This window comes from Amycolatopsis sp. NPDC043887, assembly GCF_056435665.1.
On sequence record NZ_JBWKEB010000009.1, the window covers coordinates 186,248 to 212,231 of the forward strand.

General features: G+C 69.7%; 24 protein-coding genes. 6 read left to right on the forward strand and 18 right to left on the reverse strand.

From position 1 onward, the window contains the following. Positions 1 to 7: 7 nt before the first annotated feature. Together AC069H_RS24730 and xrtP are read right to left on the reverse strand one after the other, a co-directional pair. Positions 8 to 1,396 carry a glycosyltransferase gene (locus AC069H_RS24730; protein WP_034304376.1) on the reverse strand — a complete coding sequence of 463 codons (1,389 nt, stop codon included), beginning with the start codon at positions 1,394 to 1,396 and terminating at the stop codon, positions 8 to 10. Next, a complete protein-coding gene (xrtP, locus tag AC069H_RS24735; RefSeq protein ID WP_340684720.1) occupies positions 1,396 to 1,899 on the reverse strand; it encodes an exosortase P in 504 nt (167 codons plus the stop codon). The genes AC069H_RS24730 and xrtP overlap by 1 nt, the downstream gene beginning before the upstream one ends. A gap of 428 nt (positions 1,900 to 2,327) precedes the next feature. Between xrtP and AC069H_RS24740 the strand changes: the two genes are divergently transcribed. The 3 genes from AC069H_RS24740 (at position 2,328) to wecB (ending at position 4,561) form a co-directional block, all read left to right on the forward strand. Beyond that, positions 2,328 to 3,104 carry a choice-of-anchor P family protein gene (locus AC069H_RS24740; protein WP_478225001.1) on the forward strand — a complete coding sequence of 259 codons (777 nt, stop codon included), beginning with the start codon at positions 2,328 to 2,330 and terminating at the stop codon, positions 3,102 to 3,104. 21 nt (positions 3,105 to 3,125) lie between these two features. Further along, positions 3,126 to 3,305: an LPXTG cell wall anchor domain-containing protein gene (locus tag AC069H_RS24745; protein WP_478225000.1), complete on the forward strand. Its 180-nt coding sequence runs from the start codon at positions 3,126 to 3,128 to the stop codon at positions 3,303 to 3,305. 104 nt (positions 3,306 to 3,409) lie between these two features. Beyond that, positions 3,410 to 4,561, forward strand: a complete 1,152-nt coding sequence (wecB, locus tag AC069H_RS24750) for a non-hydrolyzing UDP-N-acetylglucosamine 2-epimerase (RefSeq protein ID WP_478234054.1) — start codon at positions 3,410 to 3,412, stop codon at positions 4,559 to 4,561. Here wecB and tsaD read toward each other — a convergent pair. The 3 genes from tsaD to tsaB are packed head-to-tail and all read right to left on the reverse strand — an operon-like array spanning position 4,558 to position 6,739. Then, a complete protein-coding gene (gene tsaD / locus AC069H_RS24755; protein WP_478224999.1) occupies positions 4,558 to 5,604 on the reverse strand; it encodes a tRNA (adenosine(37)-N6)-threonylcarbamoyltransferase complex transferase subunit TsaD in 1,047 nt (348 codons plus the stop codon). The two genes, wecB and tsaD, sit on opposite strands and share 4 nt — an antisense overlap. Beyond that, on the reverse strand, positions 5,604 to 6,083 hold the full coding sequence (gene rimI / locus AC069H_RS24760; RefSeq protein WP_478224998.1) for a ribosomal protein S18-alanine N-acetyltransferase: 480 nt from the start codon (positions 6,081 to 6,083) through the stop codon (positions 5,604 to 5,606). The genes tsaD and rimI overlap by 1 nt, the downstream gene beginning before the upstream one ends. Then, positions 6,080 to 6,739, reverse strand: coding sequence for a tRNA (adenosine(37)-N6)-threonylcarbamoyltransferase complex dimerization subunit type 1 TsaB (gene tsaB / locus AC069H_RS24765; RefSeq protein ID WP_478233966.1), 660 nt, complete (start codon positions 6,737 to 6,739; stop codon positions 6,080 to 6,082). The genes rimI and tsaB overlap by 4 nt, the downstream gene beginning before the upstream one ends. A 316-nt stretch (positions 6,740 to 7,055) precedes the next feature. Here tsaB and AC069H_RS24770 point away from each other — a divergent pair, with 316 nt between their 5' ends. Together AC069H_RS24770 and AC069H_RS24775 are read left to right on the forward strand one after the other, a co-directional pair. Continuing rightward, positions 7,056 to 8,477 carry an acyl-CoA synthetase gene (locus AC069H_RS24770; RefSeq protein ID WP_478233967.1) on the forward strand — a complete coding sequence of 474 codons (1,422 nt, stop codon included), beginning with the start codon at positions 7,056 to 7,058 and terminating at the stop codon, positions 8,475 to 8,477. After that, complete coding sequence (locus tag AC069H_RS24775; RefSeq protein ID WP_478233968.1) at positions 8,474 to 9,805, forward strand: carboxyl transferase domain-containing protein; 1,332 nt, start codon at positions 8,474 to 8,476, stop codon at positions 9,803 to 9,805. Before AC069H_RS24770 ends, AC069H_RS24775 begins: the two co-directional genes overlap by 4 nt. A gap of 118 nt (positions 9,806 to 9,923) precedes the next feature. On the opposite strand, the gene tsaE is transcribed toward AC069H_RS24775, so the two are convergent. The 8 genes from tsaE to glmS all read right to left on the reverse strand — a co-directional run bounded on the left by tsaE (position 9,924) and on the right by glmS (position 19,529). Next, on the reverse strand, positions 9,924 to 10,388 hold the full coding sequence (gene tsaE / locus AC069H_RS24780; protein ID WP_478224994.1) for a tRNA (adenosine(37)-N6)-threonylcarbamoyltransferase complex ATPase subunit type 1 TsaE: 465 nt from the start codon (positions 10,386 to 10,388) through the stop codon (positions 9,924 to 9,926). Further along, on the reverse strand, positions 10,388 to 11,485 hold the full coding sequence (locus AC069H_RS24785; RefSeq protein WP_478233969.1) for an alpha/beta fold hydrolase: 1,098 nt from the start codon (positions 11,483 to 11,485) through the stop codon (positions 10,388 to 10,390). Before AC069H_RS24785 ends, tsaE begins: the two co-directional genes overlap by 1 nt. Next, positions 11,482 to 12,621 (reverse strand): alanine racemase, encoded by a 1,140-nt coding sequence (gene alr, locus AC069H_RS24790; protein ID WP_478233970.1) that lies wholly within the window; start codon positions 12,619 to 12,621, stop codon positions 11,482 to 11,484. The genes AC069H_RS24785 and alr overlap by 4 nt, the downstream gene beginning before the upstream one ends. Before the next feature lie 28 nt (positions 12,622 to 12,649). Further along, positions 12,650 to 13,741, reverse strand: coding sequence for an ABC transporter ATP-binding protein (locus AC069H_RS24795; protein WP_034304347.1), 1,092 nt, complete (start codon positions 13,739 to 13,741; stop codon positions 12,650 to 12,652). A gap of 4 nt (positions 13,742 to 13,745) precedes the next feature. Further along, positions 13,746 to 15,173 carry a xylulokinase gene (xylB, locus tag AC069H_RS24800; protein WP_478233971.1) on the reverse strand — a complete coding sequence of 476 codons (1,428 nt, stop codon included), beginning with the start codon at positions 15,171 to 15,173 and terminating at the stop codon, positions 13,746 to 13,748. Beyond that, complete coding sequence (locus AC069H_RS24805) at positions 15,163 to 15,978, reverse strand: DeoR/GlpR family DNA-binding transcription regulator (RefSeq protein ID WP_478233972.1); 816 nt, start codon at positions 15,976 to 15,978, stop codon at positions 15,163 to 15,165. Before AC069H_RS24805 ends, xylB begins: the two co-directional genes overlap by 11 nt. Before the next feature lie 242 nt (positions 15,979 to 16,220). Continuing rightward, the gene (locus tag AC069H_RS24810; protein ID WP_478233973.1) at positions 16,221 to 17,651 is read right to left on the reverse strand and encodes an NAD(P)H-hydrate dehydratase; all 1,431 of its coding nucleotides are present in this window, start codon (positions 17,649 to 17,651) and stop codon (positions 16,221 to 16,223) included. A 15-nt stretch (positions 17,652 to 17,666) separates the two neighbouring features. Next, complete coding sequence (gene glmS / locus AC069H_RS24815; RefSeq protein WP_478233974.1) at positions 17,667 to 19,529, reverse strand: glutamine--fructose-6-phosphate transaminase (isomerizing); 1,863 nt, start codon at positions 19,527 to 19,529, stop codon at positions 17,667 to 17,669. A gap of 171 nt (positions 19,530 to 19,700) precedes the next feature. Here glmS and AC069H_RS24820 point away from each other — a divergent pair, with 171 nt between their 5' ends. After that, the gene (locus AC069H_RS24820; protein WP_478224989.1) at positions 19,701 to 20,525 is read left to right on the forward strand and encodes a dienelactone hydrolase family protein; all 825 of its coding nucleotides are present in this window, start codon (positions 19,701 to 19,703) and stop codon (positions 20,523 to 20,525) included. Positions 20,526 to 20,576: 51 nt separating this feature from the next. Here the strand turns inward: AC069H_RS24820 and AC069H_RS24825 are convergent, their stop codons facing one another. The 5 genes from AC069H_RS24825 to AC069H_RS24845 all read right to left on the reverse strand — a co-directional run bounded on the left by AC069H_RS24825 (position 20,577) and on the right by AC069H_RS24845 (position 25,983). After that, entirely contained in the window at positions 20,577 to 21,122 is a 546-nt protein-coding gene (locus AC069H_RS24825) for a hypothetical protein (protein WP_478224988.1), read from the reverse strand. A 28-nt stretch (positions 21,123 to 21,150) separates the two neighbouring features. Continuing rightward, the gene (locus tag AC069H_RS24830) at positions 21,151 to 23,538 is read right to left on the reverse strand and encodes a hypothetical protein (RefSeq protein ID WP_478233975.1); all 2,388 of its coding nucleotides are present in this window, start codon (positions 23,536 to 23,538) and stop codon (positions 21,151 to 21,153) included. Further along, positions 23,538 to 23,852 carry a hypothetical protein gene (locus AC069H_RS24835; RefSeq protein WP_276366451.1) on the reverse strand — a complete coding sequence of 105 codons (315 nt, stop codon included), beginning with the start codon at positions 23,850 to 23,852 and terminating at the stop codon, positions 23,538 to 23,540. The genes AC069H_RS24830 and AC069H_RS24835 overlap by 1 nt, the downstream gene beginning before the upstream one ends. Positions 23,853 to 23,990: 138 nt before the next feature. Next, entirely contained in the window at positions 23,991 to 24,296 is a 306-nt protein-coding gene (locus AC069H_RS24840) for an acyl carrier protein (protein ID WP_020633351.1), read from the reverse strand. After that, the gene (locus AC069H_RS24845) at positions 24,286 to 25,983 is read right to left on the reverse strand and encodes a fatty acyl-AMP ligase (RefSeq protein WP_478233976.1); all 1,698 of its coding nucleotides are present in this window, start codon (positions 25,981 to 25,983) and stop codon (positions 24,286 to 24,288) included. Before AC069H_RS24845 ends, AC069H_RS24840 begins: the two co-directional genes overlap by 11 nt. Position 25,984: the final 1 nt, after the last annotated feature.

Sequence of the window (25,984 nt, forward strand, 5' to 3'; positions counted from 1 at the left end):
CCCGGGGTCAGGAGTCCAGCGCGACCTTGACCCCGGGGGCGTGCTCGGTGTTCCGCCTCGTCTTCGACCAGCCGTTGCGGCCGCGCACCAGCCGGAACAGCGCCCGCCACGACGTGATGTAGAACGTGTAGATGTACAGCGCGTAGGCGAAGCCCATGCCCAGTCCACGCAGGACATTGCGGCTTTTCAGGCATTTGAACTGGTAGATCGGGCCCCACACGATGAACGGCAGCAGCCCGAACGAGCCGTAGATGGCGAACAGGATCCACGCGCCGTCGTCGGCGAACCAGGTCCACACCTGCGCCGGATCACCCGCGGTGCTGAAGAGCAGCAGGATGAACGGGATCGGGTACAGCAGCGAGCCGAGCAGCTGCATCCACGGCTGCGCGAGGTAGTACATCATCTCCGCCGCACCCAGCGTGCTCACATGCGGCGAATCCCAGATCCGCCGGAGATACCGCGAACACTGCATCGTGCCCTGGCCCCAGCGCGTGCGCTGCACCAGGAACCGCCGGAGGCTGTACAGACCTTCTTGCTTCACATGGGAATCCGGGGTGTAGCCGGTCCGCCAGCCCGCGGTCAGCAGGTGTACGCCGAGTTCGAAATCCTCCAGCAGCGAACCGCGCCACGGCTGCTCGTCCGGTCCGGCGATCGAGTCCAATGCGGACAGTCGCGTGAACTGACCGTTGCCGCCCATGGAGATCGTGCCGGTGAACCCGCGCGAGGTCTGGATGGCCGCGATGGCCGTGCGGAACTCGAGATCCTGCATCTGGGCCAGCTTCAGCCCGAAAGCGCGCGAAAACCAGTTCTTCCCCGGCGGGCGGGTGTCGGCGTTGCCCATCCAGACGTCCAGTTGCACGGCGCCGATCGTTTCGTCGCCGAAGAGATGGTCCGCGGCGCACACCTCGAGACAGTTCGCCGCCGGCCGCCCGTCCGCGTCGACGACCACGACCACCACGTCGTCACGGCTCGCGTCCGGTCCCATCCAGTCGTTGAGCGCCTGATAGGCCGCGTTGAGCGCGTCCCCCTTGCCCGTCCGCGCCTCCGGACGACGCCGGGGAACGAGGTGCAGGTACGGGTCGTAGCCGCCGTTGCGGCGCCAGATCGACCTCACCACCCGCGCCGTGCGGTCCTCGGAGTCGTCGTCGACGACCCAGACGTGCGCGTGCCGGAACGTCGACCGCAGGTACCGCACGGTTTCCCGGATGACGGTCTGTTCGTCCCGGCACGGAACGAAGAAGTGCCAGGTGAAGTCGGCGGCGTCACCGACGGGAGCGGGTTTGCGCCGCAGGTACGGCACGACGATCACGACCACGTACACGATGAACGCCACGCTCATGGTGAGCGCGAAGGCCTGCGTGATCGCGAGAAGGATCTTGATCGAGCCGCCGCCCATCAGGCGGCCCCTCGTTCGGCACGCGGCTTGCGGGTGCCCAGCCAGACGAACAGCACGAGGGCGACCGCGCCGCCGAGGACACTGACCATCGAACCGAGCAGGGTGTGACCCCAGTAATAGCCTTCGTCGATACCCATCACGTTCACGAGCCCGACAATGGCCAAAACCCTCATCTGATTGACAAGAATGACGACGATCGCGGAAATGGCCAGCGAAACGAAGAGCCTCTTCGCATTTCCTGGACGGAAATACAACATGACGGCGGTCACCAGCAACAGAGGCAGCAACATGAATGCCGACGAGCATTCCGGAGTCATTCTTAACCCGAGTGGAGTATCGCCCGACAACCCAAAGTAGACAGTCTCGCGTTCACCGGCGACGAAGACACCCGATGTGGTGATGACCCTCAGTATCAGGCCGGAGAGCTGGACTTCGAAAACCCGGTACAGACGTTCGGCCAGCACCAGGCCGACCGCGACGGCGAGCACCGCCAGTACCGCCATACGCAGCGGAAACCGGCTGGAACTCGGCAAGGGAGCGCTCGCAACGGCCACGGTGACCCTCTCAGGAAAGACGCAGCAGACGACGGGATCCGGCGCAGCGGACAGGAACTCGCCGACGAGAGTAAGTCAGCGGGAACCGGCCCTTTCGACCGGGGTTCGCATTTCCAACGTGATCATGAGCCCTTTCGGCACGATCGTGCAGAAACTGACTAGGCCGAAAGGGTGAACCCTTCGGCGACCTGCGGGAAATGTTCGCAAGACCACCTGATCCGGTGATCCTCGCAGTTTTTTGTTCAATTTAAGAAACACTCGGCGATAGACGATCCGCGAGCCGAGTCAGGCCAGCTGAGGATTCGTCCGCGACGGTTGCGCCCTCGCGCCGACCGCAGATCAAGAGAAACTCCCCACGAATCAATTCGGAGGACCAGTTGAAGAACACGCACCTCTTGCGACGAGGCGGACTGCTCGCCGCTGTGGTGGCGAGTGTGGCCATCGCCGGTGCGGCGCCCGCCTCGGCGGCCCCCGGTGACGGCTCCGCGTATGGCGTCAAGGTCGATGTGAAACTCCTCGGCCTCGACGCGGTGAAGGCCGGGCCGCTCGCCGAAGCGAAGACCTCCGGGCCGACCACCAACAGCCTCGCGAAGGCCAACCTCACCGGTGTGCTGACCGCGGGCGCGATCAACACCGAAGCCAAGCGCGACGACAACTCCGGTGCCGTGACCGCCAAGGCCAGCACCGCCGATGTCGGCTTGCCGCTGCTGAAGAGCGCACTCGGTAATGTCGGCGTCAAGGTCGTCGAAGCCACCTGCACCGCGACCCAGAAGGGTGTGCAGGGTGCGACGAACCTGGTCGGTGCGAACCTCGGCAGCGCGGGCGCCGTCGACTCGACGCCGGCACCGAACACACAGGTCAAGGTCGGTCTCGGCGACGCCAACGTCGCGACGATCATCCTCAACGAGCAGATCAAGAACGGTGACGGCAGCCTCACGGTCAACGCCATCCACGTGAAACTGCTGGGACAGGCGCTCAACCCGCTCGGTTCCGGCGACGTGATCGTCTCGTCGGCCACCTGTGGTCCGGCCGGTCTGCCGGTGCCGCTCGCTTCGGGCGCCGGACTGTGGATCGGTCTCGGCCTGCTCGGCGCCGTCGCCATCCCGGTCGGTATCCGCGTCGTCCGCAACCGGCGTCCGGCGACCACCGCCTGACCTGGGTGAAGTGAGGTCGAAATGTACAAGTTGCCTGGCGCCGGAGTCGGCGTCGCCGGTGGCGGGGTGGGTGCCCTCGCCGCCACCGGGGCCGATGTCGGCTGGTGGCTGGCCGCCGGGGTGATCCTGCTGGTTCTCGGAACCATCGCGGTCATCGCGGGCTATCGCCGCACGAAACGGCTCGGCGAGATGGGGAGCTGACGCTTCCCCGGACGGAACGGCCGCCGGCGTGGGCCCCTCGCACGCCGGCGGCCTTCACCCGCGCTTTGCGGGACACTCGAAATGTGGATGAGGAGCGCGAACGCGTGGATGTGATGTTGCTGGCCGGAACACGGCCGGAGGCGGTCAAGCTCGCGCCGCTGGCATTGGCGCTGGCGGAGCACCCGCACCTACGGCCCTTCGTCGTCCACAGCGGACAGCATCAGGGCATGGTGGAACAGGCGCTGATCCCGTTCGGACTGCCGGTCGACGCCTGGCTCGACACCCCGCCCCGGACCACCGGCACGCAGGCGGAACTCGTTTCCGGGCTGCTGCCCGCGCTCGACGATGTGCTGCGACGCGTCGCACCGGCCGCGGTCGTCGTCCAGGGTGACACCACGACGGGGCTGGCCGGCGCGCTCGCCGCGTTCTGGCAGGGCATCCCGGTCGTGCATCTGGAGGCGGGCCTGCGGACGCACGACCTCGCCGCACCGTTCCCCGAAGAGGGGACGCGGCAGATGATCTCGCGTATCGCCGCCCTGCATCTCGCGCCGACGCCGGCCGCCGCGGCCGCGCTGCGCACGGAAGGTGTTCCGCGCCAGCGGATCGCCGTCACCGGCAACACCGTCGTCGACGCGGTGATCGCGATCGCCGAGCGGGATCTCCCGGCGAGGGACACCGCGCTCGCCTTGCTGGAGATGGAAATCGCCGAGGCGGGCGAACGCCTCGTCCTCGTGACGTCGCATCGGCGCGAGTCCTGGGGCGAGCCGCTGAGCCGCACGCTCGCGGCCATCGAACTGATCGTCGCGGAGCACAGCGACGTCCAGGTGCTGTTCCCGGTGCATCCCAATCCGGCCGTGCGGGATCAGGTGAAGACCGCGCTCGGCGGGACCCCGCGGGTGACGATCACCGAGCCGCTCGAATACCCCGACCTCGTGCGCGCGTTGCGGCTCGCCGAGCTCGTCCTGACCGATTCCGGTGGTATCCAAGAGGAAGCGCCGACTTTCGGCACGCCCGTCCTCGTGCTCCGCGACGTCACCGAACGACGCGAAGCCGTCGAGGCCGGCTGCGCCTGGCTGGTCGGGACGGACACCGGCCTCATCGCGGACACCGCGGCGAAGATCCTGTGTGGCGACCTCCATCCGACACATGCCGGAAACCCTTACGGCGACGGCGATGCCGCCGCGTTGTCGGTGGCCGCGCTGGAGGAACTGCTCGACCTCGCCCCGGCGCCACGCACCGCCGCCGAATCGCGCTAGATCGAGACGATCTGCACGGGCAGCGCCGGATTCGCGGAGAAGTCGAGTGATGCCCGCGGCCGTCCGGCGGCGACCACGTGCGCGCCGAGCGCGGCGATCATCGCGCCGTTGTCGGTGCACAGCCGCGGCCGCGGAACCCGCAGGGTGATCCCGGCTTCGGCGCAACGCTCGGCGGCGAGTTCGGACAGTCGCGAATTCGCCGCCACGCCGCCGGAGATCACCAGCGTGTCCACGCCGTGTTCCTTTGCGGCACGGATGGCTTTCATGGTGAGCACGTCGGCGACGGCCTCCTGGAACGACGCGGCGACGTCGTCGACGGGAATGTCCTCACCGCGGCGTTCGGCGCCTTCGACCCAGCGCGCGACGGCGGTTTTCAGGCCGGAGAAGGAGAAGTCGAACTTCGCGTCGCGCGGCCCGGTCATCCCCCGGGGGAACGCGATGGCCGCGCCGTCACCGTTCTTGGCGGCCTTGTCGATGGGCGGGCCGCCGGGGTACGGCAGGCCGAGTACGCGGGCGACCTTGTCGTAGGCCTCGCCCGCCGCGTCGTCCACAGTGGACCCGAGTTCGGTGATCTCGGACGCGATGTCGTCCACCAGCAGCAATTGCGTGTGCCCGCCCGAAACGAGCAGGGCGAGACAGCGGTCGGGCAGCGGGCCGTGCTGGAGCGTGTCGACGGCGATGTGCCCGGCCAGGTGATTGACGCCGTAGAGCGGGATGTCGAGCGCGGCGGCGTAGGCCTTGGCCGCGGCGACGCCGACCAGGAGCGCGCCGGCAAGCCCGGGTCCCGCGGTGACCGCGATCGCGTCCACATCGGACAGTTGGAGCCCGGCTTTTTCGAAGGCCCGCTCGACCGTCGGGACCATCGCCTCCAGGTGCGCGCGGCTGGCGACCTCGGGCACGACGCCACCGAAGCGGGCGTGCTGGTCGACGCTGGAGGCGACCTCGTCGGCGAGGAGTTCGACCGTGTTGTCGTCGTGCAGGCGGACGAGGCCGACACCGGTCTCGTCGCACGAACTCTCGATGCCCATGATGATGCGCGGCATCAGCCCGCCACCTCGTCTCGGACCTGGGCCCGCGGGCGGGCCATCGTGTAGGCGTCGGCGCCGGAAGGCTGGTAGTAGCGCTTCCGGAGGCCGACGCGTTCGAAACCGTGCCGCTCGTAGAGCGTGATCGCCGCGTCGTTGTCGGTGCGGACTTCGAGGAAGACCGGCGCGGCGAGTTCGTCCGCGCGGTCGAGGAGCGCCTTCAGCAGCGTGGTGCCGATGCCCTTGCGCTGGTGGCCGGGGTCGACGCCGATCGTGTGGATGCTCGCCTCGTAGTCGCCGCGGCGGCCTACGACGGCGAGCCCGGCGTAACCGATGACCTCGTCGCTTTCGTCCGGACGGGCGACCAGGTAGTAGCCGCCAACGTCGAGTTCGGCGTGAAAGGCGTAGGCGCTCCACGGCGAATCGCCGGGGAAAAGGATCTTCTCTATCTCGACACAGCGGGGGATGTCCTTGCGGCGTAAGGGTTCCAGCCTCACGGCGTGGTCACCTTCTTGCGCGCGGCCGGTTCGACGGCGTCCGGGCGGCGGAGATACAGCGGGGTAAGTGGGCTTGGCTTCTTGTTGAAGTCCTCGCGGGCGGCCTTGACCAGTCCGACGGGTGACGGGAAGCGCGGCTCGATCGGCTGGACACCCAGGGTGTCCGCGTAGAGGAGCGCGCCGTCACCCGCCGCGACCTTGATGGTGGTCTCGAGGTCGGCGGGCCGCTCGACGTGGGGGCCGTCGGTGCGGGAGCCGTCGGCGGCGTACGCGGCCCAGTAGACCTCGCGACGCCTCGCGTCGGTGAGGACGAGGAAGGGCGCTTCGCCGGGGGCGACGTCGGCGGCGATCGCGTCGAGGCTGCACACCGGGTACGCGGGGATGCCGAGGGCGTGGGCGAGCGACGCGGCGGTGGCCATGCCGGCGCGAAGGCCGGTGAAGGGGCCGGGGCCGACGCCGCAGACGATGGCGTCGAGGTCGCGAAGCGTGACACCCGCGGCCTTGACGGCTTCGAGGGCGTGGGGCGTGATCAGCTCGCCGTGCGCGCGCGGGTCGACCGTGACGCGGTCGCCGCGCGACTCGAGGACGTCGCCGTCCAGGGCGACGAGGCCCGCGGTGACCGCCGGGGTCGAGGTGTCGATGGCCAGTACCAGCACGGTTACCCAGCCTACGACCAGCGTCCCGGGTCGCGTTTAGCGGGCTGAACGCGATCGGGTGGCGTCGCCGCTCCCCTGACGCCGGATCGCGTTTAGGGGGCTAAAGTCGCTCCCGCTCTCCGCCCGCAGATCGCGTTCAGCCCGCCAAACGCGATCCGGTGGAGCTTGGCGCCTCAGGCCCGCAGATCGCGATTAGGGGGCTAAACGCGATCCCGCCGCGGGTGTGAAGCTGGTCGCAGGGGTGCGGGTGGGCAGCGCGGTACGGTCCTGCGAGGGCCACGTGCCCGGCCGGCGGAATCGAGCAGGAGGTCACACGGTGCCCGATCGGTTGTTCCCCACGCTGGCGAGCGGCTCGGCCAAGGAGGCGCTGCGCTTCGGCGACATCTCCCTCACCTACGACGACGTCGCGGCCATCGCCGGCACACTCGCCCGCGACCTGCCGCGCGACCGCGTCGCCGTCTGGGCGACGCCGTCGGTGCACACCAGCGTCGCCGTCATCGCCGCCCTGCTCGCCGGCGTCCCCGCCATCCCGCTCAACCCGAAGATCGGCGAGCGCGAACTCGCGCACATCCTCACCGACAGCGAGCCCGTCCTCGTACTCGCCGAACCGGGCGTCGACCTGCCCGCGGGGCTCAGCGGCCTGCCGCGCCGCGACGTCGTCCTCGAAGGCACGCCTGTCGATCTCCCCGCCGAACCGTACGCCGAAGCCCCGGCGCTGATCGTCTACACCTCCGGCACCACCGGCCCGCCCAAGGGCGTCGTCCTCCCCCGGCGCGCCATCTCGACGACTCTCGACGCGCTCGAAGACGCCTGGGAATGGACCGCCGACGACGTCCTGGTCCACGGTCTGCCGCTGTTCCACGTGCACGGCCTGATCCTCGGCATCCTCGGGCCGCTCCGGCGCGGCGGCTCGGTCCGGCATCTCGGTCGTTTCTCCACCGAAGGCGTCGCACGCGAACTCGCCTCCGGAGCGACGATGATGTTCGGCGTCCCGACCATGTACCACCGCATCGCGGGCGAAGTCGGTGAAGACCCGTCGCTCGCCGAAGCCCTCGGCGGCGCCCGGCTGCTCGTCTCCGGATCGGCCGCGCTGCCCGTCCACGATCACCAGCGCATCACCGCGGCGACCGGCCGGCGCGTGATCGAGCGCTACGGGATGACCGAGACCCTCATGAACACCAGCATTCGCGCCGACGGCGAACACGTGCCCGGCACAGTCGGTGTCCCGCTGCGCGGCGTCGATCTCCGGCTGGTCGACGAAGCGGGCAAGCCCGTCGAGGAGATCGAGACCGTCGGCGAGATCCAGGTCCGTGGGCCGAACCTGTTCACCGAGTACCTCAACCGCCCCGACGCCACCGAAACCGCCTTCGACGACGGCTGGTTCCGGACCGGCGACATGGCGACCCGCGACGGGGCCGGATACGTGAAGATCGTCGGCCGGAAGGCGACGGATCTGATCAAAAGCGGCGGCTACAAGATCGGCGCGGGCGAGATCGAGAACGCGCTCATGGAGCATCCCGGCGTCGCGGAGGTGGCGGTGACCGGCGAGCCCGACGACGACCTCGGCGAGCGCATCGTGGCCTGGGTGGTGCCCGAAGGAGAACGCCCGGCGGAGTCGGAACTCGCCGACCACGTCTCGCGCCTGTTGTCGCCGCACAAACGGCCTCGGGTGGTCCGCTATCTGGAAGCGTTGCCGCGCAACGACATGGGCAAGGTCATGAAGCGGGCGCTCGGATGAGAAGTCCCTCGGCGCGGTCCGTCATCAAGGGAATCGCGACCGGTTTCGAGGATCTGGACGTCCCGCGTTCCGAGGAGCCAGGCGACGGGCCGATCGGCTGGCCGGGTTACCGCTCGGCACGCGAGACCGCCGAAGAGCGAACTGGAGAAGACGAGTCCGTGGTCTGCGGGACCGCCAGTATCGGCGCCGTCGAAGCGGTCGTGATCGCCTTCGAGTTCGGCTTCCTGGGCGGGTCGATCGGTCTGCGGACCGGTGACCGCGTCGAAGCGGCGTTCGCGCGGGCGGTCGAATCCAGGTTGCCCGTGGTGTCACTGATCGCGACCGGCGGCAGCCGCATGCAGCATGGGATGCGGGCCCTTTCGCAGTTGCAGCGCATCGCGCGGGCGGCGGCCGGAGCCCGGTCGGTGCCGCAGATCTCGGTGCTGCGCGATCCGACCACGGGCGGCGGCTGGGCGACCCTCGGCGCGAGCGCCGACGTCGTTCTCGCGCTGCCCGAGGCACAGGTCGGTTTCGCCGGTTCCCGCGTGCGGCCCGTCGGCGCCCCCGCGGAGGCGTACACGGCCGAAGCGAAGCTCGCGTGGGGCCAAGTCGATCAGATCGTGGCGTCTGCCGACCTTCCCGCCGCACTGGAACGGTGGCTGGGCCTCCTGACTTCGCCGACGCCGGAAGCCGCGGAGCCGCCTGGCGCGCTCGGGGTGACGGACTTGCCCGACAGCGGATGGGACGCGGTCCAAGCCGCGCGCTCCGCCGAGCGGCCGAGGGCAGCGGAGTACCTCGACGCGTACTTCGACTGGCGTGAGGAGGTCTCGGGCGACAGGTGCGGCGGACTCGACTCCGGTGTCTTATGCGGCTTCGGCTGGCGAGGCGGCCGAGCGATCGCGTACGCCGCGCAATGCGGAACGCCGACGTCGCCCGCGGGTTTTCGGACGGCGGCGCGTCTGGTGCGGCTCGCGTCGAGGCTCGGAATCCCGGTCCTCACCCTCGTCGACACCCCGGGCGCGGCGAACGACGAGGCGGCCGAGCGGGCCGGGGCCGGCGCGGCGATCGCGGAGTTGTTCGAGGCGGTCGCGAGCGCGGCCGTGCCGATCACGACCCTGGTGATCGGGGAAGGTGGGTCCGGAGGCGCGCTCGCGTTCGCGGCGCCGGGGTCGACGTGGGTGACGCCCAGCGCGTACTTCTCGGTGACCTCGCCGGAAGCGGCCGCGGCGATCCTCAAGCTGTCCGCCGACGAAGCCCCCGCCCTCGCGGACCGACTGCGGCTACGCCCCCAAGACCTTGTCGACCTGGGGATCGCGCGCTCCGTCGTCGGCCCGGCGGATCGCGTTTAGCCCGCGAAACACAAGTCGGACAGCACAGATCGCGATTAGGGGGCTAAACGCAGGTCGGCCCGCAGATCGCGATTAGCCCGCTAAACGCAGGTCGCCCTGCCCACGCCCCAGATCGCGATTAGCCCGCTAAACGCAGGTCTGGCGTGCGGGACGTCCAGGTGCCGTGCGGCTCCAGGGTGACCAAGCGGACATCGTCCTCACGGCGCTCAAGCCGCACGACGAGGTAGTCGTCCGACAGGCGTTCAGCGGACCCTTCGCCCCATTCGACGACCAGCGCGGATCGCTCCAGTTCGGTGTCGAGGTCCAGGTCGTCCAGCTGCGAGAGATCCCCACCGAGCCGGTACGCGTCCACGTGTACCAGCGCGACCCCGGAAGCCCCCGCCGGATGCACCCTGGCCAGTACGAACGTCGGCGAGCTGACCCGCCCTCCGACCCCGAGACCGTCCGCGATCCCGCGGGTCAGCGTCGTCTTGCCCGCCCCGAGCGGCCCGGCGAGCAGCACCAGATCGCCCGCGCGCAGCGAGCGTCCGAGCTCACGCCCGAAGTCCATCGTCGACTCGGGAGTCGGGAAAGCGAAATTCATCAGCGTTGCCACCACCAGGTCCGCCGTTCGGAAGTCTCACCATCGGTGCCCGTGCATCGTTGCACCAAGTCGATCAGGTGGCTGTTCACCAGTTCGGGTTGTTCCAGCTGCACCATGTGCCCCGCGCCGCGGACGCGCACCAGCTCCGCGTCCGGCAGCTCCGCCGCGATCCGCTCGGCGTGCGCGATCGGCGTGAACCGGTCGGAATCCCCGCCGACGACCAGCACGTGCGCGTGCTTCAACCCGGCGAGCGCGGCGTACCGGTTGTGGCTGCCGAGCGTGTCGACGAAGTTCACGAGCCCGCGCACCGGCGTGACTTCGAGCATTTCCAGCATGAAGTCGACGAGTCGCGGCGACACGTCACGGCTGCCGAACGCCAGCCTGCGCACGGCCTGCCGGGTCAGCTGCCCACCCGCCGCGCGCACGAACTCGACGAGCCCCGGCTGCCAGCCAGCCAGCCCGCCGACGCCTCGTGTGAGCGGGTTGTACTTCGAGAGCAGTGATCTCGGCAGTCCCCGAGCGCCGACTTCACCCGCCGCGGTCGCGATGAACGCGACTCCGCAGACACGGTCGTCGAACAGCTCGGGATGCTCCGAGGCGAGCTCCATGATCACCATGCCGCCCATCGAGTGCCCCATGAGCACGATGGGCCCCTCCGGCACCACCGAGCGAAGGACCATGTCGAGGTCGCGCGCCAGCTGCTCGATGGTGCTGGTCTCGGCGGTCGCGGCGCCGGATTGCCCGTGCCCGCGATGGTCGAAGTACACCTGTCGCACGCGCGGCAGCTTCAGCGACGCGAGGTCTCGCCGCTGGAAGTGCCAGCAGCGCTTCGACAACGCGAAACCGTGCACGCCGACGACGGTCAGCTCCGGTTCTCCTCCATCGGCCGGATCGATCTCCTCGACCGCGAGCGGCGTGCCGTCCTCCGCCGCCACTGTCGATGTCCGAGCCGGTGCGAGATCCCCCAACGGCTCGTCCACGAACGGATCCTCACTCTGCCGCCGCTGCTGTGCGGCGACGGCGATCGCGGCGGCGGTGCCGGTGGCCACCGCCCCGACACCGCCGACGATGGCCAGCAGTCTTCGTGAAGGTGTCACGAGCCTGCCTCCAGATACGTCCGGTGGATACGCGGGCGGTACATCGAAGTCACGATCTCGTAGTCGATCGTCCCCAGCTTGTCGGCCCATTCCCGGGCCGTCGGCTCGCCGGAAGCGCCTTGGCCGAAGAGGATCACTTCGCTGCCGATGGACGACTCGTCGTCTCCGCAGTCGACGATGAGCTGGTCCATGCAGACGCGGCCGACGACCGGCCGCCGCTTCCCTGCGAGCAGGACGTCCATCCGCCCGGACAGCGACCGCGGCACGCCGTCGGCGTATCCGACGGGAACCAGCGCGAGCGTGGTGTCGCGTTCGGCCGTCCAGCTGTGGCCGTACGAGACCGATTCGCCGGCCGGGATCCGCTTCGTGAGCACGACGGACGATTTGAAGGTCATCGCCGGGCGCAGATCGTCGCCGGTCGGCACCGGGTTCAGCCCGTAGATCGCGATCCCGGGGCGCACGAGGTCGAAGTGCAGGTCGGGCCTGGTCAGCACGGCGGCGGAGTTCGCGATATGCCGCATGGGGTCCAGGCCGGCGGCGCGAGCGATGTCGTAGGCCTCGTCGAACCGCTTCGCCTGCGCGTCGATGGAGGGGTGGCCGGGCTCGTCGGCGCAGGCGAGATGCGACCAGATCGCGACGACGTCGATGAGCGGCTTGGCGGCCGCCGCGGCCTTGACCAGCGCCGGCCATTCCGCAGGTGGGCAGCCGTTTCGGGACAGCCCGGTGTCGATCTTGAGGTGCACCCGGCAGATCGCGTTTAGGGGGCTAAAGTCGCGTGCCCGGCGCGCGCCATCGGCCACGCGGGCCAGCTCGTCGAGGGAGCTGACGGCGACGTCGATGTCTTCGGCGACCGCGGGCGCGAAGTCGGCTTCGGGAGTGTCGAGCCAGCTGAAGAGGCGAACACCGATCCCCGCCCGGCGCAGCGCGAGCGCCTCGCCGAGAGAGCAGGTGCCCAGCCAGGTGGCCCCACCCTCGACGGCGGCACGGGCGACCTCGAGGGCTCCGTGCCCGTAGCCGTCCGCCTTGACCACGGCCATGGTCTGGGCCGAGGGAGCGCGGGATGCGAGCAGGGCGACGTTGTGCCGGATGGCGGACAGGTCGATGACGACCTCGGCACGCGGGAAACTGGCGGTCATAACGACCACCAGTTTCCCACGAACCGGCTCAGGACAGGCGCGCCCCGTCGGTGGCGGAGAACACGTGCAGCTCGTCGGGACGGATCCGCAGGTGCAGGGTGTCACCCATGGCCGGCGGCTTGCGCGGGTCGACACGGGTGACGACGTTCGACTTCGTGCCTTCGGCGTCGGTCTCGGCCAGCTTGCCGTACACGTACGCGTCCGATCCGAGTTCCTCGACGAGGTCGACCTTGACCGGCACGGTGCCGTCCTCGCTGGTGGTCACCTCGAGCGACTCCGGGCGGAAGCCGAGGGTGACCGTGTCGCCGTCGGCCTTGGCGAGGATCTCACGCGTCAGCGGCACCCGCGCGCCACCCAGCTCGGCACCGTCTTCGGTGAGCTTCGCGGTGACGAGGTTCATCGCGGGCGAGCCGATGAACCCGGCGACGAAAGCGTTTGCGGGCCGGTCGTACAAGGCACGCGGGGTGTCGCACTGCTGCAGGAGACCGTCCGAAAGGACCGCGACCCGGTCACCCATCGTCATGGCCTCGACCTGGTCGTGCGTGACGTACACGGTGGTGACGCCGAGGCGGCGCTGCAGCGCGGCGATCTGCGTACGGGTGGAGACACGCAGCTTCGCGTCGAGGTTCGACAGCGGCTCGTCCATGAGGAAGACCTGCGGCTCACGCACGATGGCGCGGCCCATCGCGACACGCTGGCGCTGACCACCGGAGAGCGCTTTCGGCTTGCGGTCGAGGTACTGCTCGATGTCGAGCAGCTTGGCCGCGTCGAGCACCTTCTGCTTGATCTCCGACGCCGGACGGCCAGCGATCTTCAGCGCGAAGCCCATGTTCTGGCCCACGGTCATATGCGGGTACAGCGCGTAGTTCTGGAACACCATCGCGATGTCGCGGGCGCGCGGCGGCAGCTGCGTGACGTCGCGGTCGCCGATCCACACGGCGCCTTCGTCGATGTCCTCGAGGCCGGCGAGCATCCGCAGGCTGGTGGACTTGCCACAGCCGGAAGGCCCGACCAGCACGAGGAACTCGCCGTCGGCGATCTCGAGGTCGAGTGCGTCCACGGCGGGCCGCTCGGAGCCCGCGTAGCGCCGGGTCGCCTTGTCGTAGGTGATCGTGGCCATCGGTTCAGTCCTCTTTCGGTTTCGCGGAAATGCCGTGCCCGAGTTCGCGGGCTTCGAGATGCCGTCGCCGGATCCGGCGCCCCTCGGCGCTGTCCGCCTCGGTCGGCTCGAGTGGGGTGTAGCCGTGCTGTTCCTGCCAGCGGGGAGGTTCCGTGCTGGAAGCGAGGGCCCACGCCGCCTGCCGTGCGGCACCGACCGCGACGTACTCGGCGACTTCGGGGATGACGACGGGCACGCCGAACACGATCGGCGCGACCGCGCGGACGGCGGCCGACTGCGCGCCACCACCGATCAGGAGCACGCGGCGGACTTCGAGTCCCTGCTCGCGCAGGGCGTCGAGACCGGCGGCGAGACCGCACAGCATGCCTTCGACGGCGGCGCGGGCGAGGTTCTCGGGCGTCATGTTCGCGCGAGTCAGGCCGAACAGCGTGCCGTTGGCGTCCGGGAGGTTCGGCGTCCGCTCACCGTCGAGGTACGGCAGGAAGGTGAGGCCACCGGAACCGGGCCCGGCCGTCAGCGCCAGCTTGTCGAACTCCGCGAGTTCGACGCCGAGCATCGCGGACGTGGCCGTGAGCACGCGGGCCGCGTTGAGGGTGCAGGCCAGCGGGAGGAAGCGACCGGTGGCGTCGGCGAATCCCGCGACGATGCCGGAGGGGTCGGCGCTCGCGGTTTCGGAGACGCCGAAGACGGTGCCGCTGGTGCCCAGCGAGACGACGACGTCGCCGGGGACGAGTTCGAGACCGAAGGCGGCGGCCATGTTGTCGCCGGTTCCGGCCGAGACCAGGATCCCGTCCGGAGTGCGACCCGCGGCTTCGGCGGGACCGATGACCTTGGGCAGTTCGGGCGTGCGGCCGCCGAAGGCGTGCGCGAGGAGGTCTTGGCGGTATTCGCCGGTGGCGGGCGAGAAGTAACCGGTGCCGGAAGCGTCGCCGCGATCGGTGACCGGCTCGGCGCCGGAGCCCAGCAACCGCCAGGTCAGCCAGTCGTGCGGGAGCAGAACGCGGGCGACGCGATCGGCCAGCGCCGGCTCGTTCTCCGCCATCCAGCGCAGCTTCGTGACGGTGAAGCTGGCGACCGGCACCGAGCCGACGGACTTCGCCCAGCTCTCCGGACCGAGCTCGCCGCTGAGGTCTTCGGCCGCCTTCGCGGACCGGGTGTCGTTCCACAGCAACGCGGGCCGGACGACCTCGCCCGCCTCGTCGAGGGTGACCATGCCGTGCTGCTGACCGCCGATGCCGATGGCGCCGACGCCGTCGAGCAGGCCGTCCGTGGCCTCGCGGAACGCGTCCCACCAGGCGGCGGGGGCGACCTCCGTGCCGTCGGGATGCGAGGCGCGGCCGGTGCGGACGATCTCACCGGTGTTCGCGTCGCAGACGACGACCTTCGTCGACTGGGTCGACGAGTCGATTCCGGCGACCAGTTCAGAACTCATATTCCGGGCCCTCCGGTGCGCACTCGACCTGCTCGATGGCGGTTCCCGCGGTCAGCGCCGCCTCGATCTCCTCGGTCGGCGCCTCTTCGTCGGTGATCAGGAGGTCGTAGTCACCGATGTCGCCGTACGCGTAGGTGGCGGTGCGGCCGAACTTGGAGTTGTCGACGACCAGGACGTTGCGGTCGGCGGTGCGCAGCGCGGCCTTCTTGAGCTCGGCGTAGTCCTGGACAGGGTGGAACAGGCGGCCGACCGCGACCGCGGCGACCGAGACGAACGCGATGTCGGCGTGCGTGCGGTCGAGGAACGCGACGACGTCCGGGCCGGCGCACGAGTCGAACTCGTGGTGGTAGCGGCCGCCCGCCAGTACGACCTCGACGCTCTTGGCCGGGCCGAGGATGCGGGCGGCTTCGAGCGAGTTGGTGAGGACGGTGAGGTCTTCGACCTGGCCGAGACGGCGGACGAGCGGGAAGAGCGTCGTCGAGTCGTCGACGAAGACCGTCTGACCGGAGTGGACGTACGCCGCGGCGGCTTCGCCCAGCGCGTCCTTCGTGGCCTGGTTAAAGGTGTCGCGGAAGCGGGCTGCGGACTCCATGGTCGTCGCGGGGTAGGCCTCGACCTTGCCGCGGAGTTTGCGGAGGAGGCGGCGCTCGGCGAGGTCGTCGAGGTCGCGGTGCATCGTCATCAGGCTGACGCCGAAGCGGGCGGTGAGGTCGTCGATGCGGACCTCGCCGGTGGCGATGACGTGGTCGAGGATCTCCTGGCGTCGTTGCTCGACCGCGGCGTCCGATGGCCTGGTCTTAGACATGGGCGACACCGTTCACGACCCGGACCATCGCGGTCTCGGCGGGGTGGGTGTCGGCGCTCACACCTGCTTCTTACCAGATTATTCGCCCGGAGTTAACACGTAACTCGATAACTCTCGCATTTCTTGCCACCTTCCCCTCCGGCCCACGGACCTGCGTTTAGCCCCCTAATCGCGCTCTGAGGGCACCCGCCCTCAGAGCGCGATTAGGGGGCTAAACGCAGGTCGGGGCTCTGGTCAGGAGGTCAGCGAGCGGACCGACGGATGGCGTCCGGGACCGCCGCGAGGATGCCGGAAGCCGAGGTGGGAGCGCCGTCGGCGGCGAGGGATCCGGCGAGGGAATGCACGTGCGCGGCCGCGCCGGCCGCCAGCCACGGGTCGAGCCCCGAAGCGAGCAACGCGCCGACCAGACCGGACAGCACGTCCCCCGAACCGGCCGTCGCGAGCCACGACCCCCGCGGCGTGTTCACCAGCGCACGCCCGTCCGGCGCCGCGACCACCGTGCAATGCCCCTTCAAGAGCACGACGGCGTCGTACTTCCGCGCGGCCGAACGCGCCGCCGCGACCCGGTCCGCCCCCGGCGGCGCCCCCATCAGCCGTTCGAACTCCCCCGCGTGCGGGGTCAGCACGAGCGGCGTGTCCGGATCGCGCGCGTCCAGCACGTCGGGCGAACGCGCGATGATCGTCGTCGCGTCGGCGTCCGCGCACACCGGCACGCCGCGGCCGAGCACGAACCGCAGCACGTCCCGCCCCTCGTTCCCCGTGCCGATACCCGGCCCGACGACCCACGCCTGGACCCGGCCCGCGTCGGTCACCGAACCCGTCGCGATGATCTCGGGCCACTGCCCGCGCACCACGTCCGCGGCATGGCCGGCGTACCGCACCAGCCCGGAAGTAGCCCGCACCGCCGCACCGGCCGCGAGCACGGCCGCCCCCGGATACGTCGCCGATCCGGCGGCCACCCCGACCACGCCCTGGCTGTACTTGTCGTCGGCCGGACCGGGCATCGGCCACGCGGCGGCGACGTCCGCCGTATCGAGTCGCTGCAGATCGGGATCGGTTAGCCGCAGTCCGATTTCCACCAGCGAGACCTCGCCGCAGGAAGCGGGTGCGAGGGCGTGCACCGGCTTGAGCGCGCCGAAGGTGACGGTCCGATCCGCCACGACCGCCGGGCCGTCGACGGCGCCTGTGTCCGGGTCCACCCCACTCGGCAGATCGACCGCGAGCACCGGCGACCTCACGTGCTCCAGCAACGCCGCGGCATCCGGCCGCAGCGGCCCGCGCGCCGAAATACCGACGATCCCATCCACGACGAGGTCGGCCCGCCGAATCCACTGTGGACCGTCCTCAAGGGACACGACCTTGCCGCCGGATCGCTTCAGAGCGGCCAAACCCGGGCCGTGCGCGCGTTCGGGCTTCAGCAGGATCGCCGATACGGCCACATTGCGGCGGCGCAGGAACGCACCCGCCCACAAGGCGTCACCGCCGTTGTTGCCCGACCCGACGAGCAGCGTCACGCGACGCCCGGACACCGAACCTGTGTGCCCGGCCAGCATGTCGGCGGCGTGCACCGCGAGACCGAAAGCCGCGCGCCGCATGAGCTCGCCGTCCGGAGTGACGGCGAGCAGCCGGTCCTCCGCCGCGCGAATCCGTTCCGTGGTCCAGATTCCCTGCACGACGCCTCCGGTCTGTTACTCGACGGTGACCGACTTCGCCAGGTTACGCGGCTTGTCGACGTCGTACCCGCGCGTGCGGGCGATCTCGGCGGCCAGCACCTGCAGCGGCACCGTGGAGACCAGCGGCTGCAGCAGCGTCGGCACGGCCGGGATCTCGATCAGTTCGTCGGCGAACGGGCGGACGGTCTCGTCTCCCTCCTCCGCGATCACGATCGTGCGGGCGCCGCGAGCCTGGATCTCGCTGATGTTCGACACCAGCTTCGAGTGCAGCACCGCCCGTCCCTTGGGCGAGGGCATCACCACGACGACGGGCAGGCCTTCTTCGATCAGCGCGATCGGGCCGTGCTTGAGCTCGCCCGCGGCGAAGCCCTCGGCGTGCATGTATGCCAGTTCCTTGAGCTTCAGCGCGCCTTCGAGGGCGACCGGGAAACCGACGTGACGGCCGAGGAACAGCACGGCCTTCGAGTCGGCGATCCGGCGGCCGAGATCGCGGACCTGGTCCACAGTGGACAGGACCTTCTGTACCGCGGCGGGCATGGCCTCGAGTTCGGCGAACTCACGGGCGACCTCGTCCGGGTACTTGGTGCCGCGGGCCTGCGCGAGCGCCAGGCCGACCAGGTAGTTGGCCGCGATCTGCGCGAGGAAGGCCTTCGTCGACGCGACACCGATCTCCGGACCGGCGTGCGTGTAGAGGACGGCGTCGGACTCACGCGGGATCTGCGCGCCGTTGGTGTTGCAGACGGCCAGGACGCGGGCCTTCTGCTCGCGCGCGTGGCGGACGGCTTCGAGGGTGTCCGCGGTCTCTCCCGACTGGGATACGGCGACGACCAGCGTCGCGCGGTCCAGCACCGGGTCGCGGTAGCGGAACTCGCTGGCCAGCTCGACCTCGACCGGCAGGCGGCACCAGTGCTCGATGGCGTACTTGGCGACGAGGCCAGAGTGGTACGCGGAACCACAGGCGACGACGAAGACCTTGTCGACGTCACGCAGGTCCTGGTCGGAGATGCGCTGCTCGTCGAGGATGATCCGGCCGCCGTCGAAGTGGCCGCGCAGCGTGTTCGCCAGCGCCTCCGGCTGCTCCTCGATCTCCTTGAGCATGAAGTACTCGTGGCCGCCCTTTTCCGCGGCCGAGAGGTCCCAGTCGACGGTGAACGGCTTGGCCTGGGCGGCGTCGCCGTGGAAGTCGGTGACCTCGTAACCGTCGCGGGTGATCACGACGAGCTGGTCCTGACCGAGCTCGACCGCCTCACGGGTGTGTTCGATGAACGCGGCGACGTCGGAGGCGACGAAGTGCTCGCGCTCGCCGACACCGACGACCAGCGGCGACGAACGACGAGCGGCGACGATGGTGTCCGGCTGGTCGGCGATGCTCACGACCAGGGTGAACGCTCCTTCGAGCCGACGACAGACCGCGGCGACGCTGGCCGGGAAGTCGCCCTTCGTGTCGCCCTCGGTGTACGCGCGGGCGATCAGGTGCGCGGCGGTCTCGGAGTCGGTGTCGCTCGCCATCTCGACGCCTTCGGCCTCGAGCTCGGCGCGCAGGGCGGCGAAGTTCTCGATGATGCCGTTGTGCACGACGGCGACGCGCTGGGAGGCGTCGCGGTGCGGGTGCGAGTTGCGGTCGACCGGGGCACCGTGGGTGGCCCAGCGGGTGTGACCCATCCCGGCGGTACCGGTGAAGGCGTCCCTGCCGACGGTGTCGAGCTGGGTCTCCAGGTTGGCCAGGCGGCCCGCTTTGCGCTCGACGTTCAGCGCACCGACGCCGTCGAGGACGGCGACGCCCGCCGAGTCATAGCCGCGGTACTCCATCCGGCGAAGCCCGCCGATGACGACGTCCAGAGCCGGGCGGTGTCCGACGTATCCCACGATTCCACACACGGCCACCAGCCTAACGACGGAAATTCGGCCCCTTCGCCCGGGCGCCCGCACCTGCGTTCAGCGGGCTAAACGCGACGCTTAGGCACGCTAAGCAGCGCAGTTAGCCCGCGAAAGGCGAACGCCGGGGCGGCGCGCGGGCCGGACGGGAGCGCGGGCAGTAAGGTCACGAGCATGGCCAGCAAGCCCAAGCAGCTGCTCGCGGAGCTGTCCCACCCAGGTCCGCACGAGGTTCTGCGCGGCAACCTCGCCCTGGTCGGACTGCCCGGCGTCGTGTTCACCCCCCGTTCGGGACTCGGTCTGCCCGCGATCGCGTTCGGGCACGGCTGGTTGCAGCCGACCGGGAGCTACCGGCATCTGCTCCGGCACCTCGCGAGCTGGGGCATCGTCGCGGCGGCCCCGGCCACCCAGCGCGGCCCGCTGCCTTCGCACCGGCTGCTGGCAGGCGATCTGCTCACGACGCTCGACCTGATCACGACCGTCCGCCTCGGACCGGACGGCATCAGCGTCGACCCGGCGAAACTCGGCCTGGCCGGGCATTCGACCGGCGGCGGTTCGGCGGTGCTGGCCGCCGCGCAGGCCGCCGAGAACGACGAGCGACCCGAGATCCGCGCGGTCGCGACCATCACCCCCGCGCAGACGCTGCCGCCGGCGACGGTGTCGGCCCGGTCGGTGACCGCGCCCGGCCTGCACCTCGCGGCGGGCGAAGACCTGGTCGCGCCGCCCGTCGGACATGCCGAGGCGATCGCGGACGCGTGGGGCGGGCCGGTGCAGCTCCGGAAGCTCGGGAAATCGTCGCACCTCGGTGTCACCGAGGGCAGGCACTGGAGCCAGCTGCTGCTGCACGGGAAGCCGCACCGCGGGACCCAGCAGCTGACGCGGGCGCTGTTCACCGCGTTCTTCCTCACCCACCTGACGGGGACGGCGAAGTACCAGCCCCTGCTGGACGCCGACGTCAAACGCGCCCCCATCGAACTCCAGGACGAACCCGCCGCCTGACCCGCCCGGATCGCGTTTAGCGGGCTAAACGCGATCCGGGGGTGAAGCCGGTCAGTCGACCATCCACGAGTTGTTCGAGAAGTCGTCGTCGTCGAATCCCTTGTCGTCACGGGCGTGACGACCGCGGCGACGCGCGGGCGTGCCAGGCGCTTCGGGCGCCGCGGCGCTGGGAGCGGGCGTCGGCGCCGCGGGCGGGACGTCCACCGTCGCCGGCATTCCGGGCACCCCCGGCGCGACCGGGAGCGGGGGCGGCGGCGGAGGAGGCGCTACCGGCCGCGACGCGTCAGGACGGGCACCGAACTCGGCGAACCGGGCGTCCGGCTTGTCGTCGTCCTCGATGTCGAAGCCGATCGTGTGGCTGCGGTCGGCGGTCGTCTTGCCGGTCAGCCAGCCGCCCGCCTCCTTGCTCCGCTTCCCCAGCTCCTGCATGTGCGCGGCGTACTTGTCGTGGACGGCGGCGTCCTTCTGCATGGTCTCCACCGCCTGGGCCTTGGCGTCGGCGAGATGCCGCTCCCGCAGCCCGCGCTGCTCCAACTGCTCCGTGATGGCGGCGTCCTGCCTGGACATGGCGGCCGCCAGCCGGTCAACAGCGCTCATCGGTCCTCCCTCGTTCCCCGGCTACCGATCATCGCTCGTAACTGATCGAACGGTCGCCACCCTCGTCGTCGAGCGAGCCGCTGATCCGGCCGCCCGCGCCACTGGTCTCGAAAATGCCGCCTTCGACGCGGTACTGGCTCGACCCGCGCTGCGTGTCACCCCCGCCACCACCGGCCGCGCCGCCCATGGCGCCCATGCCACCCATCATGCCGCCCATTCCGGCGGGCGAGCTCGCGGCACCGGCGTTCGCGGGCGCCGGGTCCATCCCGCCCGGAGCCATCCCGAGACCGCCCTCGGCCCCGGCCGGCTGCGCGCCGCCTCCGGACTGCATGCCCGCTTCCAGCGAACCGGCTTCGTTCAGCGACCCCGACGAAGCACCTTCGAGGGGGCTGCCGATCGCGCCTTCGAAGCTGCCGCCGCCTCCCGCGGTCGGCACGGTGCCATCGCCGCCGGAAGCCGACGCGCCGCCCGCGGCCGCTTCGGCCCCCGCGGACACCGAAGCGGTCCCTTCGGCGCCGACGCCAACCTCGACTCCGCCTGGAGCGCTGAAGCCACTACCGCCGCCGCCACCGGGCGCCATCCCGCCGTCGGCGGGGGCGGGCATGGGACGAACGTCTTCGACCTTGCCGGGCTGCGGGTTGCCGGGGTTCCGGTCGTCGAGGCCGTTCTTGATGTCGTCGGTCTCGAGGACGTCGCCGGTCTTGAGTTCCTTCTTCTCACCCTTTTCGTCGAGGGTGTAGGTGGTCGGCTCGCCCTTGCCGTCGTCGACGGTCACCACGGTCGGGCCGTTCGGGCCGTCCGGCTGCTCGGCGGTGATCTTGAGGTTGCCGTCCTGGATGTGGATCTTGCCGTCCGGGCCGGGCCGGTAGACGCCGTCGGGGCCGGGCTCGCCCTCCTTGACCGTGCCCTTCGGCCCGAACTCGCCGTCCTTGCCCTCTTCGCCGGGCTTGCCGTCCTTGCCCTCTTCGCCCTTCGGGTCGTCGAAGTCGAGCTTGTAGTCCTTCTCGTTGCCCTTGCCGTCGTCGACCTTGATGTCCATTTTGCCGTCTTTATCCGGCTCGGTCATCTCGATCTTGTTGTCACCCTTTTGGACGGTCATGGTGTCCTGACCGTCGATGCCGTCCTTGATCGCCTCACCCGTCGCCGGGTCGATCGGGTACGGCTTGCCGGTCTCGGGGTCCAGCTCGAGCGGCTTGCCGGTGACCGGGTTCATGCCCTCGGCGGGCTTGTCCTCCGGCTTCGGCGTTTCGGGAACCGACGCGGCGGGCGGCGTGCCGGCGCCACCGCCACTCCCGCTTCCGCCGCCAGTACCGCTTCCACCGCCAGTACCGCCGCCGGTGTTCCCGCCGCCGTTGTCGTTGCCCTTGCCGTCGTCGGCGGGCGGCTTTTCGGATCCGGGCGCGGGGAACGGGTTCGTGTAGTCCTCCATGAACCGCGACAGCTCGTGATACTGCGTGTTGATCGTCTCGGTCGCGTTCTTGCAGAGCTTCTTGAAGTTCTCGAAACGCTCACCGAACTCGGTGGCGAACGAGCCCTTCAGCCACTGCTTCGCGGCCCCGATCGCATAGTCCTTGTTCTCGTCGTTCAGATCGCAATCGTCGTGACGCAGCCGTTCGGCGAGGTTGTTGCCCGGGCACGCGGAGTCGAGCCAGTACGCGACGTCCATGAGCTTCTCTTTGGAATCGACCTTGCCGTTCGCGATCTCGACGACCTGCTTCGCGATGTACAGCGGCGCCGTGGCGACCTTGTCGACTCGGAGCTTCAGCGTTTCGTCGACCTTCAGCTTGAGCGCGCTGTAGATCTTGTCGATGGTCGACGGCACCAGTTTGATGGCGCCGTCCATCTGCGCGATGAGTTCCTTCGCGTCGGGCTGGATTCGCTGCTCGTACTTGACCTTCGCGGCTGTCGCACCCTCGCCCTTCCAGTCGTGGAAGAGCGTGGTCAGCGCCGCCGTCGCGTCCTTCTGGGTCTGCTCGACGGCCTTCTTCGCGTCGCCGAGATCTTCGACCTCGTCGAACATCTTCTGGAAATTGATCTCACGGTTCTCGTGGAACCGGTCCCAGATGTCGGTCTTGTAGCTGATCTCGTACGACTTCTCCGGCATCTTGTTCCAGACCTGCTCAGCCCAGTCGGAAAAGAAGTCCAGCGCCGGCTTTCCGAGGTCGAGCACCTGGTCGGACTTGGTGGTGGAACCACCCGCGGCCGGCCGGGACATGGAGTCGAGATCCTTGTCGGCCTGTTTCGTGGCGGCCGCCTGCTTCTTGTCCCCGGCGGCGTTCGAGTCGCGTTCGGCGACGGCCTTCTTGTAAGCCTCTTCCCTGTTGACGAACGGGTTCAGCAAAGCGTCTTTGGTGCCCTGCGTGATGTAGGGGTCGTTCAGGATTTCCCGTACCTGGGCGGGCGTCGGTTCACTCATTACTGGGCTCCCGCCTTGTTGGCAGCCGCGGCGTTCGCCTGGTCGGATGAGGTGTAGCGGGTCGACGCGGTGCTGACTCCGCCGGCGAGCTGGGTGAGCTGGCCCGCGTACCCCTTCATCGCGTCGGAAATGGCGAGGATCCCGGTGGCGTAGCCCTTTTGGTAATCCTTGTGGACCCGGCCGAAGTCCGCGGGCTGAACCTGCGTCGGCCCCACCTTCCCCGCCTCGGACGTCGTGTTCTCAGCTGCGCGCTCCAACGACGTCGACGCCGTGAGCATCGCCTCTGAATCGGCTTTGTAGCCCCCGTCCGGCATGACCGGTGCCCCCTTCGTCCCGCTGTATCCGCCTCGTTGTCCTACCTACGACGCACGCCGGCGGCATCAGGTGCCATCGCATATGCACACAGAATGTACCCACCGGTCATCCGGGCCGCAGGGACATTCACACCTTTGCTAACTCAAACGATTTCGGCGCAAGAAGCCTGGTAGACCGCGTTTCCGGGGTTTCGCACCCGCCTCGACCGCCTCGGCGAGCACGGTGGCCGCGCCACGGATGTCGACCAGGCGATCCAGCTCGTCGAGGTCGATGTCGATGCCGAACTCCACCTCGACCGTCGCCAGGAGCCGGACGCGGCGCCGGGAGTCGACGCCCATCTCGGCGAAGGGTGTGTTCTCGTCGATGGTGTCCGGATCGACGTCGAAGGTCTCGCAGACGAGAGCCTTGATCTCGTCGACGTACTCGCTCCCGTCAGCTGCCATGGGGGGATTCTGTCCCATCCGCGGTCCAGTACCGCGTTCTGGCCGCGGAACGCGCGACCTTGCCGCTGGAGGTCCTCGGCAGTCCGCCGGGTTTGACCAGGAAGAAAGCACGAAGCCGCACGTCGTGCCGCTCGGCGACGGCACGGGTGGCGGCCCGCGCGATCTCGGCTTCGTCGAAGTCCGGGGCCTTCCGAGCGCGCTCGGCGGCGACGACGACACCCTCGCCTTCATCACCGTCGACCGAGAACGCGGCGACTCGTTCGGGCGCGAGAAGAGGATGCGCGGCGGCGACCGTCTCCTCGATGTCGTGGGGGCTGTGATTGCGGCCGTCGATGATGATCAGGTCCTTGATCCGGCCGGTCACCGACAGCCTGCCGTCGCGGATCATGCCCAGGTCGCCGGTGCGGAGCCAGCCGCCTTCCCCGTCGAGTTCGGCGCCGAACACCTCGGCGGTCAACTCCGGACGGCGCCAATACCCGGCGGCCACGTTGGGCCCCTTGACCCAGATCTCGCCCATGTCGACTTTAGCGGGCAAAACGCGATCCGGCGGGGGCACGACGCGGACCCGCTGCCCCCTGGGCCAGCCGATCTCGACGATTTCGCGGCCGTCCACCTCGGTCACCACCGGGCCGCCGGAATCGCCGCTGGCGACGTAGACCGTGGCTTCGGCCAGACCGTAGGACGGCCGGAACGCGCCCCTCGGAAAGCCATGGGGTTCATAAGCGGCGAGGAACTCCCGGACGGTCGCCGCCCGGACCGGTTCACTGCCGCTGAGCGCGATCGACACCGTCGAGAGGTCGTACTCGGCGCGCTTCGGCTCGGGCACGGCCTCGGTCACCAGGTCGTACGCGAAGTTCGGGGCCGCGGTGAGCGTGTTCGGATACGACGACATCAGCAGCAGCCAGCGCTCCGGGCGCCGGATGAACTCCAGCGGCGCGATGAACACCGTCCGGCCGCCGCAGTGCATCGTCCCCGCGAGCAACTGCGCCAGCCCCATGTCGTGGAAGAACGGGATCCAGCCGACGCATGTGGTGCGCTCGTCGACGTCGTAGGCGTCGCAGATCTGCCAGCAGGCGGCCGACAACGCCCGATGCGTGATGATCACGCCGGCGGGTGATCGCGTCGTGCCGGAGGTGTACTGCAGGTAGGCGGGGTCTTCGGGGGAGACCGGCGACGGCGGCGACTGTTCGGCCGGATCCAGCGGCAGGGTGTCGACGGCGATGATCTCGCGGGGCGCCGGAACCGCCTCGGCCCTGGCGAACTCGGTCAACCGCTCGACCAAGGACTCCGACGTGAGCCAGATGTCGGCGTCGCAATCGTTGAGGACCCCGACGAGCCGCTCGCGGTGAGCGCGGACGTCCGGTGCGGACAGTGGCACCGCGACAGCCCCGGCGTACAGCGCGCCGAAGAAGGCGACGACGTAAGAGAGGTCTTGCCGCGCCGTGATCGCCACGCGGTCTCCCGGCTGGATCACCTCACGCAGCTTCGCCGCGACAGCGCGGACGTGGACGAGCAGTTCGGCCCAGGTCAGCGTGTCCTCGACGGGCTCGTGCCGGTTCGAGCAGTCGAGGTGCGTGTACGCCGGACGATCGACGTCGGCGCGTTCGAGCAGGCGGCGCACGAGCGGGGTCCGCAACACTTCGTCGGGCACTTCTGGTGACACTGGCACATCCTCCGGCCGCGGCATG

Excerpts from the sequence above, each read along its gene's own strand:
- AC069H_RS24730 (WP_034304376.1), bottom strand. The coding sequence starts at position 1,396 with ATGGGCGGCGGCTCGATCAAGATCCTTCTCGCGATCACGCAGGCCTTC.
- xrtP (WP_340684720.1), bottom strand. The coding sequence starts at position 1,899 with ATGGCGGTACTGGCGGTGCTCGCCGTCGCGGTCGGCCTGGTGCTGGCC.
- AC069H_RS24745 (WP_478225000.1), top strand. The coding sequence starts at position 3,126 with ATGTACAAGTTGCCTGGCGCCGGAGTCGGCGTCGCCGGTGGCGGGGTG.
- tsaD (WP_478224999.1), bottom strand. The coding sequence starts at position 5,604 with ATGCCGCGCATCATCATGGGCATCGAGAGTTCGTGCGACGAGACCGGT.
- AC069H_RS24775 (WP_478233968.1), top strand. The coding sequence starts at position 8,474 with ATGAGAAGTCCCTCGGCGCGGTCCGTCATCAAGGGAATCGCGACCGGT.
- tsaE (WP_478224994.1), bottom strand. The coding sequence starts at position 10,388 with ATGAATTTCGCTTTCCCGACTCCCGAGTCGACGATGGACTTCGGGCGT.
- alr (WP_478233970.1), bottom strand. The coding sequence starts at position 12,621 with ATGACCGCCAGTTTCCCGCGTGCCGAGGTCGTCATCGACCTGTCCGCC.
- AC069H_RS24795 (WP_034304347.1), bottom strand. The coding sequence starts at position 13,741 with ATGGCCACGATCACCTACGACAAGGCGACCCGGCGCTACGCGGGCTCC.
- xylB (WP_478233971.1), bottom strand. The coding sequence starts at position 15,173 with ATGAGTTCTGAACTGGTCGCCGGAATCGACTCGTCGACCCAGTCGACG.
- AC069H_RS24805 (WP_478233972.1), bottom strand. The coding sequence starts at position 15,978 with ATGTCTAAGACCAGGCCATCGGACGCCGCGGTCGAGCAACGACGCCAG.
- AC069H_RS24820 (WP_478224989.1), top strand. The coding sequence starts at position 19,701 with ATGGCCAGCAAGCCCAAGCAGCTGCTCGCGGAGCTGTCCCACCCAGGT.
- AC069H_RS24825 (WP_478224988.1), bottom strand. The coding sequence starts at position 21,122 with ATGAGCGCTGTTGACCGGCTGGCGGCCGCCATGTCCAGGCAGGACGCC.
- AC069H_RS24830 (WP_478233975.1), bottom strand. The coding sequence starts at position 23,538 with ATGAGTGAACCGACGCCCGCCCAGGTACGGGAAATCCTGAACGACCCC.
- AC069H_RS24835 (WP_276366451.1), bottom strand. The coding sequence starts at position 23,852 with ATGCCGGACGGGGGCTACAAAGCCGATTCAGAGGCGATGCTCACGGCG.
- AC069H_RS24840 (WP_020633351.1), bottom strand. The coding sequence starts at position 24,296 with ATGGCAGCTGACGGGAGCGAGTACGTCGACGAGATCAAGGCTCTCGTC.
- AC069H_RS24845 (WP_478233976.1), bottom strand. The coding sequence starts at position 25,983 with ATGCCGCGGCCGGAGGATGTGCCAGTGTCACCAGAAGTGCCCGACGAA.